The organism is Streptomyces sp. MMBL 11-1 (assembly GCF_028622875.1).
Lineage (GTDB): Bacteria > Actinomycetota > Actinomycetes > Streptomycetales > Streptomycetaceae > Streptomyces.
In genome coordinates this window covers 141,123-156,696 of sequence record NZ_CP117710.1, presented here as the reverse complement: position 1 = coordinate 156,696, position 15,574 = coordinate 141,123, and the positions used below count along the sequence as shown (strand labels likewise).

Annotated in this window: 14 protein-coding genes; 1 reads left to right on the top strand and 13 read right to left on the bottom strand. The window is 71.9% G+C overall.

Annotated features, from left to right (window positions below):
- Window positions 1-5: 5 nt before the first annotated feature.
- The 12 genes from PSQ21_RS36090 to PSQ21_RS36035 all read right to left on the bottom strand — a co-directional run bounded on the left by PSQ21_RS36090 (window position 6) and on the right by PSQ21_RS36035 (window position 13,069).
- Window positions 6-3,146 carry a lantibiotic dehydratase gene (locus tag PSQ21_RS36090; protein WP_274036439.1) on the bottom strand — a complete coding sequence of 1,047 codons (3,141 nt, stop codon included), beginning with the start codon at window positions 3,144-3,146 and terminating at the stop codon, window positions 6-8.
- Between the two features lie 396 nt (window positions 3,147-3,542).
- Window positions 3,543-4,385, bottom strand: coding sequence for a hypothetical protein (locus PSQ21_RS36085; RefSeq protein ID WP_274036438.1), 843 nt, complete (start codon window positions 4,383-4,385; stop codon window positions 3,543-3,545).
- Window positions 4,386-4,560: 175 nt separating this feature from the next.
- Window positions 4,561-5,460: a GntR family transcriptional regulator gene (locus tag PSQ21_RS36080; protein ID WP_274036437.1), complete on the bottom strand. Its 900-nt coding sequence runs from the start codon at window positions 5,458-5,460 to the stop codon at window positions 4,561-4,563.
- Window positions 5,457-6,308 carry a Scr1 family TA system antitoxin-like transcriptional regulator gene (locus PSQ21_RS36075; protein WP_274036436.1) on the bottom strand — a complete coding sequence of 284 codons (852 nt, stop codon included), beginning with the start codon at window positions 6,306-6,308 and terminating at the stop codon, window positions 5,457-5,459. Before PSQ21_RS36075 ends, PSQ21_RS36080 begins: the two co-directional genes overlap by 4 nt.
- Complete coding sequence (locus PSQ21_RS36070; protein ID WP_274036434.1) at window positions 6,305-7,282, bottom strand: hypothetical protein; 978 nt, start codon at window positions 7,280-7,282, stop codon at window positions 6,305-6,307. Before PSQ21_RS36070 ends, PSQ21_RS36075 begins: the two co-directional genes overlap by 4 nt.
- 224 nt (window positions 7,283-7,506) lie before the next feature.
- Window positions 7,507-8,481: a helix-turn-helix transcriptional regulator gene (locus PSQ21_RS36065; protein WP_274036433.1), complete on the bottom strand. Its 975-nt coding sequence runs from the start codon at window positions 8,479-8,481 to the stop codon at window positions 7,507-7,509.
- Window positions 8,482-8,849: 368 nt separating this feature from the next.
- Window positions 8,850-9,695 carry an SAM-dependent methyltransferase gene (locus tag PSQ21_RS36060; protein ID WP_274036432.1) on the bottom strand — a complete coding sequence of 282 codons (846 nt, stop codon included), beginning with the start codon at window positions 9,693-9,695 and terminating at the stop codon, window positions 8,850-8,852.
- A gap of 148 nt (window positions 9,696-9,843) precedes the next feature.
- On the bottom strand, window positions 9,844-10,083 hold the full coding sequence (locus PSQ21_RS36055; protein WP_274036431.1) for a DUF5999 family protein: 240 nt from the start codon (window positions 10,081-10,083) through the stop codon (window positions 9,844-9,846).
- A 20-nt stretch (window positions 10,084-10,103) separates the two neighbouring features.
- Window positions 10,104-10,994, bottom strand: coding sequence for an SAM-dependent methyltransferase (locus PSQ21_RS36050; RefSeq protein ID WP_274036430.1), 891 nt, complete (start codon window positions 10,992-10,994; stop codon window positions 10,104-10,106).
- Window positions 10,995-11,010: 16 nt separating this feature from the next.
- A complete protein-coding gene (locus PSQ21_RS36045; RefSeq protein WP_274036429.1) occupies window positions 11,011-11,715 on the bottom strand; it encodes an SAM-dependent methyltransferase in 705 nt (234 codons plus the stop codon).
- Entirely contained in the window at window positions 11,712-12,578 is an 867-nt protein-coding gene (locus PSQ21_RS36040; RefSeq protein WP_274036428.1) for an SAM-dependent methyltransferase, read from the bottom strand. The genes PSQ21_RS36045 and PSQ21_RS36040 overlap by 4 nt, the downstream gene beginning before the upstream one ends.
- Complete coding sequence (locus tag PSQ21_RS36035; protein WP_274036427.1) at window positions 12,575-13,069, bottom strand: SAM-dependent methyltransferase; 495 nt, start codon at window positions 13,067-13,069, stop codon at window positions 12,575-12,577. The genes PSQ21_RS36040 and PSQ21_RS36035 overlap by 4 nt, the downstream gene beginning before the upstream one ends.
- A gap of 443 nt (window positions 13,070-13,512) precedes the next feature.
- Here PSQ21_RS36035 and PSQ21_RS36030 point away from each other — a divergent pair, with 443 nt between their 5' ends.
- Window positions 13,513-13,758, top strand: coding sequence for a hypothetical protein (locus PSQ21_RS36030; RefSeq protein ID WP_274036426.1), 246 nt, complete (start codon window positions 13,513-13,515; stop codon window positions 13,756-13,758).
- 493 nt (window positions 13,759-14,251) lie between these two features.
- Here PSQ21_RS36030 and PSQ21_RS36025 read toward each other — a convergent pair whose 3' ends face one another.
- Window positions 14,252-15,496: a cytochrome P450 family protein gene (locus tag PSQ21_RS36025; protein WP_274036425.1), complete on the bottom strand. Its 1,245-nt coding sequence runs from the start codon at window positions 15,494-15,496 to the stop codon at window positions 14,252-14,254.
- Window positions 15,497-15,574 lie beyond the last annotated feature (78 nt).

Here is a 15,574-nt window from a genome sequence, read left to right as displayed (position 1 = left end):
TTCCTTCACTGGTCGCATTCCATTTCCTGCGCGGTGGCGAGATGGCCGAGGGCGGCGGAGCGGGCCAGGCGCCAGGCAGTTGCCCGGTCGGCGGAGCTGTGCAGGGCCAGACGAAGGTGGGCACGCACCAGTTCGTGCAGCACCGTGTCCCGGCAGCGGTCGGATTCCGACAGCTGGGTGGCGTAGGCGAGGAGCGCTGTGTCGCGCTGGGGCCACAACTGGTTGACCAGCCTCCGCCCGCCGGGCAGGACCGAGAGGCTGTCGACGAGCGGCTGGGTATGAACCCGTGCCCGGGTGGCTTGGTCTAGGGCCCGGGCCAGTGGCTGTGTCGCGGCTGGCTTCGGCTGGGCGACGATCCACGTGAGACCGGCCCGGTGGCTGCCGGTGAGGCCGGCGGTGATGGCGAGGACGTTCAGGGCTGCGAGGACGCGGGGGTCCTCACCGGTGACGTGGGCGTGCTGGTGAACGGTGCACGCGGTGTCCGCGGCGAGGACATTCTCGGCGGCGGTCATCACGGGGCCCTCGCCCCAGATCCCGGGCCGGGGGCGGTAGGGCAGGACGGCGAGGCTGGACAGCACCCCGGTCCGGGTCAGGACCTCGGCCCATCGTCCGACGACGCCCAGGGCCGGGGCGGCCGTCTCCGGGCTGGGCATGCGGATCGTCAGCTCGGCGCGGCCGGGGTAGTCGTCGTCGCGGGCAGCCCACCACGCGGGTCCGTCCAGGTCCGCCATGAGGTCGGGAACATGCTCGGTCAGCAGCGGGTGGATTTGCGGGTGGCCGGTGTGCAGGCGCACCCGCAGGTACGCGGAGGCGCCGGGCATCCCCACGTCGCTGCGCCGGGCGACGGGCGCGGTGCGCACGGCGGCGGGCTCGGGCGCCTGGGTGCGGGAGGCCAGCAGCGTGACGATCTCGTGCGGGCGGCCGCCGCACCACCCGTACGCTTCCGCAGGTTCGGCCTCGATGAGCTGGGCCCGCCCGGCGGGCCGGTCCCTGGTCAGTTCCTCGCGGAGCAGGGTCCGGTGGGTGGCGTCGGTCAGGTTCAGGGTGCGGCGCTGGTCGAACCACTGGACGTGGACCCGGTCCGGGATCGCCCAGCGTTCCCGGAGCGCGCGGAACGCATCGTCCCAATGCCGCCCGGAGGTGTTCGTGTTGGGGAGTTGGGCGTGGCTCAGGTCCCAGGTGGCGGGGCTGAGGATGGTGCGTCCGGCCCGGACACGGGGCTGGTGGGGCAGGAGCCGGGCCGCTCCCCAGTCCCATGTCGACAGCACGCCGAAGGTGTCGGTGACCCGGGCGGCCTGGCCGCGGGTGAGTTCGTCGAGGAACCGGCCGACGGTGGGGGTGAGGAACTCCCATTGCAGTGGGTGCGGCGTGAAGGCTTCGATGATCCGGCGGGTGGAGATGCGGACCAGGTGCAGCCGGTCGGCGGCCGGGTCGAGGAGGACGGCGAGATCGTCGAGGGCGATCGGCGGGGCGGTGATGTCCGCTGGAGCCGACGGTTCGGACAGAGTGATCAGGTCGGGGCCCAGGCGGGGGGTCGTGGTGACGACGGGGTGGCTGCGCTGCAGCCCGGGGTAGGCCAGCTGGGCGGGTACCGCGCCGCGGGTGGCGGTGGGACGGTCCATGAGCGTGGCGAGCAGACCGCCCGGCATCGCGGGGGAGCGGTGGTGGAGCAGTCGCGCGAACCGGCCTCCAGAGAAGTGGCCCCACCCTCGGCTGACGCGGTCGATGAGCAGGGTGAAGCGGCCCGCGTCCAGGTCTTGCTTGCTGGCGGCGTGGATCGACGTCTTCAGCTCCAGCGTCGCCGGCCCCGTGGCCACCGGGTGGTCGCGGGTGAGTTCGTTGATGAGCACCTCGTCCAGGACGAGTTCGCGGTGCTCGGCGGCGGCCTGTTGGGCATGGGCCATCAGGACGGCGTCGCGGTGCGAGAGCCCCGGTGCGGGTGCGCGCGGGGTGCCGTGGAAGTCCTCCGGGAGGCCCAGGCCCGTCGCCGGGTCGAGGAGGTCGGCGACGGGAACAAGGACGCCGGGCCCGTACCGGTCGGCGATCCGGCGACGGTAGCGGGTCCACGCGGCCGTCCCGTCGGGCTCGGCGGACAGCCGGGCCACCAGCCCCGCAGCCCTCTCCGCCTCCCACGCCACCGCACGGGGCAGGGTGACGTCGGCGTCCAGACGTACATCGAGGTCCAGTTGGTCCGACACCGGACTCCAGGGAAGCATTCGCTTCCGGAGCCGTGTGCGCAGTTCCCGGGCCTCCTCGACTCGGCACCCAGGCCGATTGTGCTGCTCCAGCACCCCGCCGATGTCCTGCAGCGCCCCGGCCAAGCCCTTCGCCGCCGACGGGTGTACTCCGGCGTCCCGCAGCACGGTCCGCAGATGGCCGAGCTGGTCGGTCACGGTGGTCGGCGGCGTCAGCATGGTGAGCACGGCGTGCTGTTCGATGAGCTGATCCAGCACCGCCGCCGTCTGCCCGGCATCGCAGCCGCTCTCGGCGGCGGCCTTGCCCACGGCTTCCCGGTAGGGGAGCGGGGACGCGGTCAGAGCGAGGAGCGCGCGGACCACCTCCGTGTGGCGCAAGGTCGTGTAACGCACCGCGGAGTCGTCCTCGCCCTTGCGGCGCCGCCGCCAGGGCACCACCAGCCGGCTTCCGCTCACCCGGGCGCCGTTGCTCGCGACGACGCTCACCCGGGTGCGCACCTCGGGGTCCTGGGCGAGCCGGTCGACGATGTCGGCCATCCACTGCGCTCCTGCCGAGGCGACCACGGTGTGCCCGGTGCCCCAGTCGGCCCGCGCCGCTTCACCGAATGAGCCTTCCGCGATTCCGGCGAACAGCCCGAACGGGGTGGGCCGGTGCACGGCCCGCAGTGCGTATCCGGCCAGCGCCCGCACTGCCTGCCGTACGGCGGGGTCATCCGCAGTGCGGGCACCGGCGAGTGTGTCGATCGTGCTGCCCAGACTCGGGGAGGCGTGCCGTACGGCCTCGGCGAACCGGTCGTCCGCCCACACCTCCTCCAGCCAGGTGCGGCGCGCGGCCGCCGCCGCGTGCCCGTCCTCTCGGAGGTCCGGGAGCTGCGGGATGGACAGGTCGGCGTGGAGCGGCGCGCGCACCAGGATGGGGCGTTGGGCCTGGTAGGAGGGAGGTCGGGGCATCGTGGTCCTTCGCGTCGACGGCCGAGTCGGGCGGATCGGTGGGGTGTCAGGGGTGGGAAAAGAAGTGGCCGAGGCCGTCGCCCGTGAACGGCACTTCGCCCTCGCGGACGTCCAAGTCGTGTGCAACGGGGCGATGCGCGCGTACGGCGGTCGTGAACGCCGCCCAGCGTGGTCCCGGTGACTGGGGCGGGGACGCGGGTAGCAATGTGGCCGGTCGACGGTGCCGGGCGTGAGGTGCCTCGGGGTCGATTGAGGCTGGGCGGTCGACAGCGGGGCGGCGTCTGGACACAGGGGTCTCCTGGAAGAAGGACTGTGGGGGTGCTGAGGCTGCGGCTCCAAGGGCGCCTGCGCCCGCCTGCGCCAGTCGTCGGCACGGCGGGCCTCGGCGTTTCTCGTTCACCGTCGCGACTGCTCGGCCCGCTTGTCGGTGAGGCGCGCTGACCAGGCCTCCGGGGTGCTGGTCTCGGACCTGAGCGGCACCAGTTTCGGGTCGCGCAACGCGTCGTTGATGAGGTCGAGGCCGTGCGCGCTGATGGCGGCGGACACGCTGTCGCGGGCCGTCCTGATATGCCGTACGGCCGCTTCGGCTTCGGGGGCCTCGGCCATGGCTCGGTAGCGGAGCGTGGAGTGGGGGCTGATCTCGGCGATCGGAACCGGGGCGCCCAGGATCTTGGCGGTCACCTGCGCATCGGTCCAGTAGGCATGCCCTTCGAAAAGGAAGGAGTAGTCGCGGTCCGTGATGCCCCGCTCGGCGGGAAACAGCGTGAGCGCGCGGCGCCACGCATCTTCCCCGGCGTACTTCCACTGGGCGACGTGCGTCAGCTCATGAGCGAAGACCTGAAGGAGCGAGTCGTCGTCGTGCAGGCGTCCGGCTTCCCGCAGGGCCTGGGGCAACAGCAGAATCTCGGCCCGGCCGCGGAGGTCGACGGTCTCGGCGCCCATTCCCATCCAATGCGTTCGCATTGCTGCCCGGGCGGCCCTCATGTCCCCCTTCGCGGCGCGGATGCTGCTGAGCGGGGGGCGGAGTTCGTAGGCCTCCGCGCGCAACACCTGCCGGGCGTGGCGGCTCATTACCCGGCGCCTCTTGCGCCACGTCATGGTCCGGATCACCAGGGCGTCGGGCAAGCGAAGCTGGGTCACTTCCTCTACCAACGGGGCTGCCTTCGCCACCAGCGTTTCGATGCGCTGGGCCAGTTCGTCGAACCTGCTGCCCGCCTGGTGCACGATGTGGGTCTTCACCTGATGTCTTCCTGATTCTCGATGTGTTGTCGGTATGCCGGTGCCGGGCACAGGGGCCTCGGCGGAGCGGTGTACGGGACGGGTTCAATGCGAAGGCCGGCCGCTTGTATCCCGTTGCGGCTCTGGGCGTCGGCCGGCCGCGGCCGCGCTGATGGCGGAGCCCGGAGCAGAGGTCTCATGGGCCCTCCGGGGCGTGAATGGGCCAGGCACGGGGCGCGGAGGTGGGAACGTGACGTGGGCCAGGTTTCGCAAGGGCGTCGGCGAGGTGCGCGAGGGTGGTCGCGAGCACGGTGATGCGGTAGAGCCGCTCGTAGAGAGGCCCGTTCCGGGGCAGGGCGTGACAGGCCATCACCTGGGCGGCGGTGGACCGCACAGTCGGGGACTGTGTGGTTGCCTGGCCTGAGGTGTGCGCGAAAGCCTGCGTCACGAGGCGGTGCACGGTTTCGGCCTGACGGCCCTCCTGCATGGTCATTGCCTCCGAGGGGAGGCAGACGCCGTCCTTGTACCGTTCGCGGACCGCGTGCGCGACGAGGTGGAGGGAGTCCGCGTCGTGGGCGGCTCCGGGCAACGTGTTGCTGGGCAGGGCGTCCAGCACGTCCGTCTCGCCGGGCGGCCACGGGGCCCGGGCGGGGGAACCGGCGGGGGCCGGGAGTACGCGCGGCGGGCCCTTGGGCTCCATGCGCAGGACGCCGTCATCGGCCAGTGCGCCGAGGGCCTGGGTGAGGTGGGCCGGCTCGGTCAGCAGGAGCCGGCCGAGGACGAGGCGGGCGGGCAGCACGGTGTCGGCCGGCCACGCACCCCGTTCGATCATCCCGGACAGGAGTGCCCTGGCCCGTTCCGCGCGGTAGTCGGGCCGGGGGTCGGCTATCCGCCCTCGGCTGGTGACCAGCCCGGTAGTGGTCAGGTGGTCCAGGGCCCCCCGCAGAGCGGAGAAGTCGTGTCCGGTGGAGGCGGAGAGTTCACGCAGGGTGAGCTTGGACCCGGGCACGTAGTAGCCGCCGGTGATCCGGTCGTGGACGTCACGCATCGCAGCCTGATCGGCGACCTGCGCGCGGGAGGTGCCGTGGGCGGTCATGGTGCCCTCCGGGCGGAGGAGGTGGCCGGGCGGTCTGCGGGCGTGGGCGGGTTGCCGGAGGGGGATAGAGCCCTTCGCGGGGAGGGGGCGAGCGCGCGGTGGGCGGCGGCCGCGCGGGAGAGGGCCTCCCAGGAGAAGCCCGGGTCGGTGCCCGACAGCGTGTTGGTGATGGCGTCCGCGAACCCGTGGGTCGCGCAGTAGTCGACCCGGTCGGGGCCCGGGCGGGCCCAGACCGGCCCTTTGGGCAGGTGGAGTTCGACGAGGTGGCCGGCGGGCTGCGGGACGGGGCAGGTGGCGGGCAGGACGCGGATGTCCGTGCCGCTGTCCAGCAGGCGCAGAAGGTGCTCCAGCTGCTCCGCCATGAGGGCAGCGTCGTCGCTGCTGCGCTGGATGACCCGCTCGTCCACCAGGTACACCGCCGAGCTGGCCGGTTGCCGGGGAGCGCCGGGCCGGGTGACGGGCACCGCGCCGACAGCCTGTGCGTAGGCGGGGGTCTGCAACGGGCCGGGCAGGACCACGGTCGACTGCCACCGGACGCCACTGGCGCTGTCCACGCACGCCGCGAGCCGCGCGGCGTGGTCGGGCTCCTGGTCCCGTACGACGCCCGCGTGGTCGAGATGCTGCGCCAGCAGTCGGCGCAGAGCCTGTGTTCCGGGGTACCGGTAGAGGTCGGTGAGGGTGTCCAGGGCGTCGGGCTTGATGCGGCGGTGGCCCTCTTCGATCGCGAGCAGTGCCGGGACGTCGATGCCGAGGGCGTCGGCGCTCTCTTCGGGCAGCATCATGCGCCGCTCGCGCGCGTCGCGCAGACACGCGCCGACGACACGGGTTCCCGGGCTCGACAGTGTCACCGGACACCCCCGGTGTGCGCCGTCGTCAGTCCGGTGACGGCGCAGCAGGTCTGGTCGGTGGGCGTGCCCGCGTCGAGGACGCCGTACCGCCAGCCTTCGTAGACGACAGCGCAGTCGTCCCGGTACCGGGTCCGCAGGCTGCGCGTCCACCGGTCGACGATGTTCATGCTCAGGCCGGTGTGCGTGGCGGTCCGGGAGGCGAGGGCGGGCTCCGGTTCGTCGAGGACGAAGTGCCGCCACACGGCCTGTTTCTGGGGTGAGGGGTCCGTCTCCCGCTGGGGGGCGGGTCGCTGGAGCACGCCGTCGCAGAGCGCGCGGTGGATGAGCGCCCGGGGGGTTCGCACCCCTCCCGCCATCCGCTTGGCGGCGTTGAGGCGGCCGGTGACGGCGTCGATCGTCGTTCCGTCAGCAGCGGCGCAGGCGGCCACGTCCCGGCCCGAGGCGCGCAGTGCCAGCACCCGCCGTTGAGCGGGCGTGGCGTCCCAGGTTCCCGTGCCCGGTGGTGTGGGAGCCGCGAACTGGTGCGCCGGTGGCTTCACGTTCTGGTCAGCGAAGAGCACGTGGTGGGCGAGGCCAAGGCGTATGAGCCCGTGGCGGGTGGTCGTGAATCGCTGTGCCACCTGGTTGAGGGCACTGTCCACGGCATGCGCGGACGCCCGCGGATCGTCGCTGTGGCTGAGCCCGGTGGCCACGGTCGGTATCAGGTCGACGTCCAGGAGGTCGAAGCGCAGGGCCTCCCACGCCGTGCGGGTGACTGGGTCCAGATCCAGGGCGCCGGCGGGGGCGGGCGCGGGGACCAGGCCGAGCGTCAGGAGGCGGAAGCACGCCGCGCGTACGGTGAGCACGCCCAGGCTCGCCTGGATCTGGTCGATCGTCCGGCCGGAGGCGCTCTCGTTCCGGTCCGGCATCCACCCCGTGACCAGGCGTTCGGCTATCTCCCGCTGCCGCGCGGTGAGCTGGATGTCAGGCGTCATCCTGTGCTGGATCCCCGACACCGGATCCCGCTCCCGCAGTGATCTCGCGCGGCATCCCGGCACCGGTGACGGCGCGGCGGCAGGCGGCGAAGCCGGGACGGTGGGAGGGTGCGGCGGGTGGCCCGGCGGGGCCGGTGTGAGGTCCATGGCGGACGTCCGATCGTGGGTCGGCGTGGGGGCAGCGGCGGAAGCTGCCGTCGGCCCGTTCGGTTCTTTGGGGAGGGTCACACCGCTCCCGGCTGTGCTGGGAGAGGGCCCGGCAGGTTGTTGAGGAGGTCCTCCAGGCGGTCCGGGCTCCACAGCGGCGCTCGGCGGGGAACCGCCCAGTAGGAGCCGTCGGCGGACGGGCGGTTGTCCGGCGGCAGTTGCACCGTGGCACCCCGGGCCCACAGTCGGCCGTGCCGGGCACGCCACCCATCAGGCAGCACGGCCGGGGGGAGGAAAAGAAGCGCGGTGGCGGACTCCACGCGGCAGACCACCGGCCCCCGCTCCCCGGGCGGGAGGCCCGCGAGGAGTTGGCCGCACACCTCTGGGCTGACCCGGACCACGTCGAAGTCCTCCCCGGTCCGCACCGCCTGCGCGACGGACACGACCGCTTCCGTGGCTGTCCCGGTTCCGACGGCGTCGCCGGTTTCGGGCGGGCCTGACCGCCGGGCACTGCCTCCGGTGAGGCCGCTCTGCGGCGGGGCCGGGCACCGTTGCCAGGGCACGGTCAGGGCCTGGGGCGGGGGCGCGAGCCGGGAGGGCAGCGGTGGTACGTCGGTGCCCTCACGTCCGGACAACAGGCCGATCGCGTACGCATGGCGGATGAGGCCGCAGTGATTCAGCTGCTGCTGCTTCACCAGTGCCTTCAGCGTGGTGGTGACCTGGACCTTGGTCGTGCCCGCGAGCTGGGAGAGGGCACCGGGGAGTTGGCCGTCCAGGACGTCGAGACGCAGCCCGGCCCAGACCAGTTCCTCCACGGGGCTCAGCTGGGCGGGCGGCAGTACGGCGGGCGGGCGCGGGATCCATTCCCGGGCGAGGCTGACATAGACCAGGGCGCGCTGGGTGGAGACGATCGCCTTGGCCTTGGCGAAGGCGATCAGACGTGACGAGGTCACGATGCCGAGTTCCTGGTCGATCTCCTGGACGCTCAGCCCACGGGCCAGCAGCGTGACGCTCTCCGCTTCCCGCGGAGTGAGCAAGGGGTTCTGGCTCACTCCGACCTCCCGGAGACGGCACAGCGTTCCCTGTCGGCCCGGTCCGGGACACCGCCACCGCGGCAAAGGTCCCTGATGTGGGAGGGGTCGGCCTCGGACACGCGCCGGAGGTCGCACACGTACCGGGTCGCGACCACCGCCGACAGCGCTCGCTCCACAATGAAGGGGACATGGCGCGAGCGCAGGGGCACGGGGACGTCGCGGCACTGCGGCTCGGCGGGCGCGGCCGCTGGAGGAGCCAGGTTCGCCGGAGCAGCAAAGCGATCCATATCATTCCCTATTTGGTGCATAACGGTCGAGTTGAGGGTGAGGGTGTGCGCGGGCTGGCCAGCTGGGCGCTGCGGAGCGTTCCTCGACGGGGCGGAGGGCTAGGGGAGGCGCCCCACCCCGGCGTACAGGGGCACCAGGTCGTCGCCACCCGGGATCGGGGCGCGGCCCGGGCCGGGAGCCCAGCGGTGGGCCGTCGTCAGACCGGTACCTGCGTCGAGCCCGCTGAGGAACCGCTCCACCTGGTCCCGGGTTCTCGGCTGGAAACGGATTCCGTGCTCCTGGTAGGCGCGCACGAGGACGGCCGCCCGGTCGGGGGTGAGGTCGGCTGCGTGGTGCGTCACGCTGAGATAGGAGTCCGGCGCAAGTCCGTCCAGCAGAGCTTGGACGATGCCGTGCGGTTCTTCCTCGTCGGCGAGGAAGTCGAGAAGGCCATGGATGAACAACGCCACCGGGCGTTCCAGGTCGATCCCGCCGTGACGCCGCACTGCCGCGAGCAAGCCCCCGGGGTCTCGCACGTCGGCCTCCAGGAAGTGGAAGCCGTTCCCGGTCAGAAAGCTCTGCCCGTACGCCTCAGCCATGGGGTCGTTGTCGACATACAGGGTCCTGGCGTCGTCGGCGAGACTTTCGATGGTCTCGTGGAGGTAGGGCCGTAGGGGGATCCCGGTACCGAGGTCGAGGAACTGCCACACTCCCAGTCCGGTGAGGTGACCGGCGACGGCCCGGGCGTAGGTCTGGCCGGCCGCCACGGTCAAGGAGAGGTCGGGGCAGGCCTCCCGCAGCGACGCAGCCGCCTCCCGGTCCACCTGGTAGTTCGTCTTGCCGCCCAGCAGATGGTTGTACAGCCGGGCGGTCTGTGCCCGACCCTGACTGCGGGCGACGTCATCGACCGGTGACTCGGAGGGCATCCGAGGCGGTCGCGCCGGGCCGTCGGGCGTCCTGCTCATCGCCGGTCCTCCCGCTGAAGTCGACCGGCTGCTCCACGGGCACGCGGGAGCGCCCCCTCGCCGCACCTCGTACGCGGACGCTCGCAGCGTCCTGATCCCGTACCAGCCGAGTGTCCCGGGAGGGCTGCGCCAAGGCGGTGGGCCGCCGTCATCGGCCGGCCGCCGTCGTGACCGGGCTGCGGTGAGGGTTCACGATCTGTCCGTCGGGCAGCAGTTCTCCGGTGTCCTCGAAGAGCAGAACGCCGTTGCAGAGAAGGCTCCATCCCTGCTCAGGATGGTGCGCGGTCAGCCGCGCGGCCTCGCGGTCCGGTGCGTCGGCGGGCGGGCAGAGCGGCATGTGCCGGCAGCACGCTGTAGCGGAGGTCGGGGTCGTGGAGTTGGTGGACATGAGGGTGGCCCTTTTCGGCGTCAGGGTGCGGTGGTCAGGGCGACGGCGGCGTAGGCGCCGGTGAAGTCGGCGGCGCCCGTGAGGGGCCGCTGAGCGAACCGGCCGTATCCGGAGCCCCACAGCTCGGTGCGTACGACACCGGGCTCCTGTACGGACCACCGGTTCAGCAGGGCCCGCAGGTGCCCGGCCGACCGGGGGTGGAAGTCGATGCCCGCCTCGGCGTAGAGGGCCGACATCATCCGGATGCAGTCCTTGCCCTCGCTCTCGGGGCCGGGAGGCAGGTCGCTCGCGGTGTGGGTGAGGGACAGCGCGCTGCCGGGCGGGAGGAGTCGGCGCAGGTCGTTGAGGAGGTCGACCGCGTCGTGGTCGCCCATCCAGGGCAGCAGGTCGTGCGCCAGGACCGCGACGGGCCGGTTCAGGTTGAGCTTCGAGGTCACGGAGGGGAGCGCCAGCAGGCCGGCGACGTTGCGAGCGTCGGCGTTCACGGCGAGGGTTCCGCGCTCCTCGGCCAGGATCGTGTTGGCGTGGCCGTAGGCCGGTCCGTAGTTGTCGACGTACACCGTGCGGACGTCGGCCTGGGCGCCGTGCACGTCGACGAGGATCGAGCGGGCCGCGTCGTACGGGTGGAGGGCCTCGTCTCCCTGCTCGGCGTATGGCAGGCCGCACCCGAGGTCGAGGTACTGGTGAAAGCCCTCGCTCGCCAGGTGCCGCACCACGTGAGTGGTGTGCGCGCGGTGGGCCCGCACCGACTGCGGAAGCCACGGAGCCGCCACGCGCAACCGGTCGGCAAGCTCCCGGTCGGCACGCAAGTTGTCCATTCCGCCGGTGAAGTAGTCGGCAACGCGCGAGACATGAGGCGGCTGGTTTACTGGGGCGGGAGAGCGGGGCGGGACGAGCGACATGCTGGACATCTGAGGTGGTGTTCCTTCAGCAGGTGGGTCGGCTGGCAGGTTTGACGGCGATCGCGGCGAACGCGCCGGAGCGGTCCCCCGGCGCTTCGGTCCCCGCGTGGCGCGGTGACCAGGCCCCTGTGGGCACCAGACCGGGCGGCAGCAGGGGCCAGCCGCCGAGCAGCGCTTCGACGTGCTCCCGGGGACGCGGCTGGTAGACGACGTCTGCTTCTTCGCACGGGGGCGTGAGCTTCGACATCGGCAGGCCCAGGTCGTCGGTCGGGTGCGTGATCGACAGTGCGCTGCCCGGCGGCGGCCCGTGCCTGAGCCCGCGGGCGGTCTCCCTGGCTTCGATGAGGGTCATCCAGGACAGGACGTCGTGGGCCAGCACCGCTACCGGCCGGGTCAGGTCCAGGTGTTCCGTGACCTGCGGGGAGGCCAGCAGGGTCGCAACGTGCCGGATATCGCCGTGGACGTAGGTGCAGTTGTCGTCGTTGTCCATGCAGGCACGCAGCTGGCCGATCGCGACGGGGGAGATGCCGACGTAGAGGACCGGGGCGTGCGGCTGGAAGCGGGCGACGGCCTCGTGGACATGCTCCACCTCGTCGTACGAGCGCTTCCCGTCCCGTATCGCGAAGAAGTACGGAATGCCGCACCCGAGGTCCAGGAACTGGTCGTACTCCTCCTGCGCGAGGTACTCGGCCTCCCGGTCGGAGTCCCACGTGGTGTCGGGCGGCGTCAAGCGTTCCTCCCCTGGGCCGTCGGCTTCATGGCGATCCCGGCGAAGGCGGCGGAGCCCTCAGGCGGACGGCGGGCCTGGGGGCTGCCGCGGTGCCACTGCCCGGTCGCGCACAGGCCCGGCCCCTGGTGGACGAAGTCACCGAACAGGGCGGCGATCTGCTCCCGCGAACGGGGGCGCACCTGCACACCGTGGGCGGCGTAGGTGGCGGCCACGGCCGCGGCCTGGCCGGGCGTGAACTCGTCGGTGAAGTGGGTGAGAACCAGGAAGCTGCCGGGCGGCATCCACGAACGGAGGGCCGCCATCGCCCGGTCGACGGCCGAGTCGTCGGGGCACCAGGGCAGCACGTCGCCGAGGAACACCGCCACCGGCTGGGAAGGGTCGATCGCCTGCCGCAGGGCGTCACTATTCAACAGCTCGTCCATCGCCAGGACGTCCGCGCCGACGACGGTGGTGTCGTGGTCCTGGTCGAGGTCAGTCCGGGCGTGAGCGAGGACGCCCGGGTCACGGTCGACGTAGACGACCCGGCACTGCCGGCCGAGGACGTCGTAGAGGACGGGGTGGTGGGGATAGCCGCATCCCAGCTCCAGGTACTGCCGCACCCCCTGCTCACGGCACCAGGTGTAGGACCGGACCTGGAAGTCCCGGTTGAGCTGCGCGGAGGTCTTGACCCAGTCGGCCACTTCCAGCAGCGCATGGGCCAGGTCCCGGTCGGCCTCGTAGTTCTCGCAGCCGCCGAGCATCCACTCGTACACCCGCGGGGACTGCGCGGTGCCGAAGAACACGGCGTCACGTTCGGGGCCCAGGAATCTCAACGGCTGGGGCTGGAGCTCCCGGTCGGGCTCGGAGGAGATGCGGGCTGTCATGTCGCCTCCGCGTGGAGGGAGATGGCGGCGTAGGAGCCGCACTTGCGGCGGGCGGACGGGCCAGAGGAGGAAGGCTGGGCGAGGAACGCGCTGGTGGGCAGCAGACCGTGCTCGGTCAGTGGCCAGGGTTCGATGAGGCTGCGGATCTGGGTGCGAGTCAGAGGCCTCGATGAACAGCTGGATGCCGCCGCGAGATCGGCTGCGGCACGGTGTCCACGGGCCTGGGCGTGCTGACGGGGGAGGGTGGTGGCGTCGTCCGTGGTGTGGGTCAGGGCGATCGCGCTGCCGGGCGGCAGCCAGCCGCGCAGCGTGTTCAGGGTGAACTGGAGGTCGGCGAAGCTGCTCGCCCAGGGACCGGAATTGTCGATAAGGATCCCGATCGGCCGCTGCCGGTCCAGGGCTTCCACCGCGGGCGTACGCAGAAGTGGCAGCACCCCGTGGAAGACGGCGCGGTCGTGCCGCAGGGCGCACGCGCGGCTGAGGTCCTTCACCGGAGACACGGGAGACGCAACATGGACGAATGTGGCGTCCGGGACGCCGGTGCATGGACGACGGGCGGGGAAGGCGGCGCCCGCCCCGAACCCATCGGCGCCACTCGGGCGGATGAACTGCATGATGCCGTGCCGTCGCGCCAGGTATCTGGCGGAGTGGAAGGCGAATGCCTGCATGACCAACAGCGGCACCGGGACCCACGGGACCACCCTCCGCAACCGGCCAGACCGCGGACCCGTGGCCGTCGTCGGGGCCCCGGACGCTTCAACCATGAGTTCCTGCGCCGTCATCGGCCGGCCCCCTGTGCTGCCGAGGCGGGTGATGCAGTGCAAGGCCGCACGACGACGTAGTAGCCGGGCCCGGCAGGGCCGTCCCGGTGGGAGACATAGCCGTCGGAGACGAGGTGCCGGAGCGCGCGAGGGATCAGGGTGCCCGGGAATCGGTGTTGCTGCCCGAGCAGCCCCGTCGGCAGCGGAGTGCCGACGGGGTACCGCCCGGATCGGATGCCTTCGCGTACAGCCCGATCGAGATCGACATCCTGGGGATGCGGTTCTTCCGGCCGAAGTCGGTACCGTGCAGAAGTTCGCCGACCAACCTGCTGTACGAGCTCTCCCTCCGCCTCCAGCTTGCCGAGCGCCCTGCGCACATGCTCGACCTGCTCCCCCAACTCGGCTGCCAGGGCAGATAGCGAGGGAAGGAAAGCCCCGTACGGGTAGCGGGACAGCGCCGCGCGGACCCGGGCCAGCAGCGGCTCACCGCCCTCCGGGCTGGCCAGGAGGGCGAGAGCGTCGACGGGAGTGGTAGAAGGGCGGTCGGCCGAAGTGCTGGCCGGGTACCCGTGGTGGTGCGAAGGAGTGCCGTTCAGGCCGTTGGTGCGCCGTCCAGGAGGCTGATGGTGCGCCGGGGGAGGGGCCGGAGGACGGCCCAGGGCGGCATCGGCCCTGATCAGCTCAGGCACAGCTACTCCTTCGAGTACGTGGATGGGTTGCGATGCGGGCGGTGAGGGTCAGGTGAAGGGCCGGACGCTCGCGGCGAGGATGACTGAGCCGGGGGCGAGCACGATGGTCACCAAATAAGCCACGAGTTTCGCGCGTGTCATCGTGCGGACCCGGGCGAGGATCGGGCGGGGGCCGCCGCGAGCGCATAGTCCGCGCGGCCGGGGCGGCGGATCGCGGTCGGGTTCACGCTGCCGCCCCTGACCGGAGATCGCCGCGGGTGATGGGCAGGGTGCTGAGGCTGTTGGAGATGATCGACTCCAACGGGGAGAGCTGGTCCTCGTCCACGGCGATCACCGCGTCGGGGAAGGCCTTCAGGAACGACTGGGTGGCGATGTCGGTTTCCGCGACGGCCAGCGGGGCGCCGAGGCACATGTGGGCGCCGTGTCCGAAGGCGAGGTGGGCCGAGGCGTTGTGCCGCAGCACGTCGAAGGTGTCGGGCTCGTCGAAGACCTCAGGGTGGCGGCCGGCGGCGCTGTAGGCGGCGAGGATCGGCTCCCCCTGCTCGATACGGACCCCGGCCTCGGGCAGGTCGATGGGTTCGGTGGCGTAGCGCAGGGGGAGGAAAGCCACCGACGCGTCGCGGCGCAGGGTCTCCTGGACTGCCGCGGCCGTCGCCTCCTTCGGGTTGCGTCGCACGATCTCCAGCTGACGGGGGTGGGTGAGGAGGTTCCGGTTCGTGTTGACGATCAGCCCGACGGTCGTCTCGTAGCCGGCGGAGAAAACGAGGACGAGCGTGTCGACCAGCTGCTCCTCGCTGAGCCGCATGTCCCCGTCGCGGGCGCGGATCAGATCGGTGGTCAGGTCGTCGCCAGGGTGCTCGCGCTTGTGCTCGACGAAGCGGGCCAGCAGGGCTTTCAGGTCCTCCCCGTTCTGGAGCGCTGCGGCCATGTCGAGGGAGGTGTCGAAGACCTTGCCGACCGGCTCGGCCATGGCCTCCTGCCACTCACGCGGCATGCCCATGAGGTGGTGGATGACGTCCATGGGGAGCTGGTGGGCGAGATCCGCGCGCAGGTCGACCAGGTCGCCGGCCTGATCCTTTGCCAGCATCTGCTCCAGCAGGCGGTCGGTTATCTGCTGGATGACCGGGCGCATGGCCTGGGTGCGGCGGTGGTTGAAGGCCGGGCCGACCAGCCTGCGCAGCGCCCGGTGGTTGGAGCCGTAGGCGGTGAACATGTTCTCGACGGCGATCCACAGCCACAGCGGCCACCGCTGGACGGTCTCCTCGAACGTGGGGAAGTGGCGGCGGGCGTCCTTGCTCACACGGGTGTCGATGAGCAGCTGCTTGAGGAGGGCGGGGTGGCTAACGGCCCATGCTTCGACGCCGAGAAGATCGACGCGGGCGACGGGGCCGCGGGAGCGGAGCTCGCGGTCCTCGCCGACTCGGTCGCGGGCCTTGGGATCCAGTACCAGGATGTCGGCAGCGCTCATGGTGGGGCCTCCTAGTGCTCGGGGAGCGGGACGATGGGTATGAAGCGGGCAGGCGGGAGCTGACGGCCGGGCCGTGCG

Bases quoted from the DNA above. Each gene is read 5' to 3' on its own strand.
- PSQ21_RS36080 (WP_274036437.1), bottom strand. From the start codon at position 5,460: ATGACCGCCCACGGCACCTCCCGCGCGCAGGTCGCCGATCAGGCTGCG.
- PSQ21_RS36070 (WP_274036434.1), bottom strand. From the start codon at position 7,282: ATGACGCCTGACATCCAGCTCACCGCGCGGCAGCGGGAGATAGCCGAA.
- PSQ21_RS36050 (WP_274036430.1), bottom strand. From the start codon at position 10,994: ATGTCCAGCATGTCGCTCGTCCCGCCCCGCTCTCCCGCCCCAGTAAAC.
- PSQ21_RS36025 (WP_274036425.1), bottom strand. From the start codon at position 15,496: ATGAGCGCTGCCGACATCCTGGTACTGGATCCCAAGGCCCGCGACCGA.
- PSQ21_RS36090 (WP_274036439.1), bottom strand. From the start codon at position 3,146: ATGCCCCGACCTCCCTCCTACCAGGCCCAACGCCCCATCCTGGTGCGC.
- PSQ21_RS36060 (WP_274036432.1), bottom strand. From the start codon at position 9,695: ATGAGCAGGACGCCCGACGGCCCGGCGCGACCGCCTCGGATGCCCTCC.
- PSQ21_RS36040 (WP_274036428.1), bottom strand. From the start codon at position 12,578: ATGACAGCCCGCATCTCCTCCGAGCCCGACCGGGAGCTCCAGCCCCAG.
- PSQ21_RS36055 (WP_274036431.1), bottom strand. From the start codon at position 10,083: ATGTCCACCAACTCCACGACCCCGACCTCCGCTACAGCGTGCTGCCGG.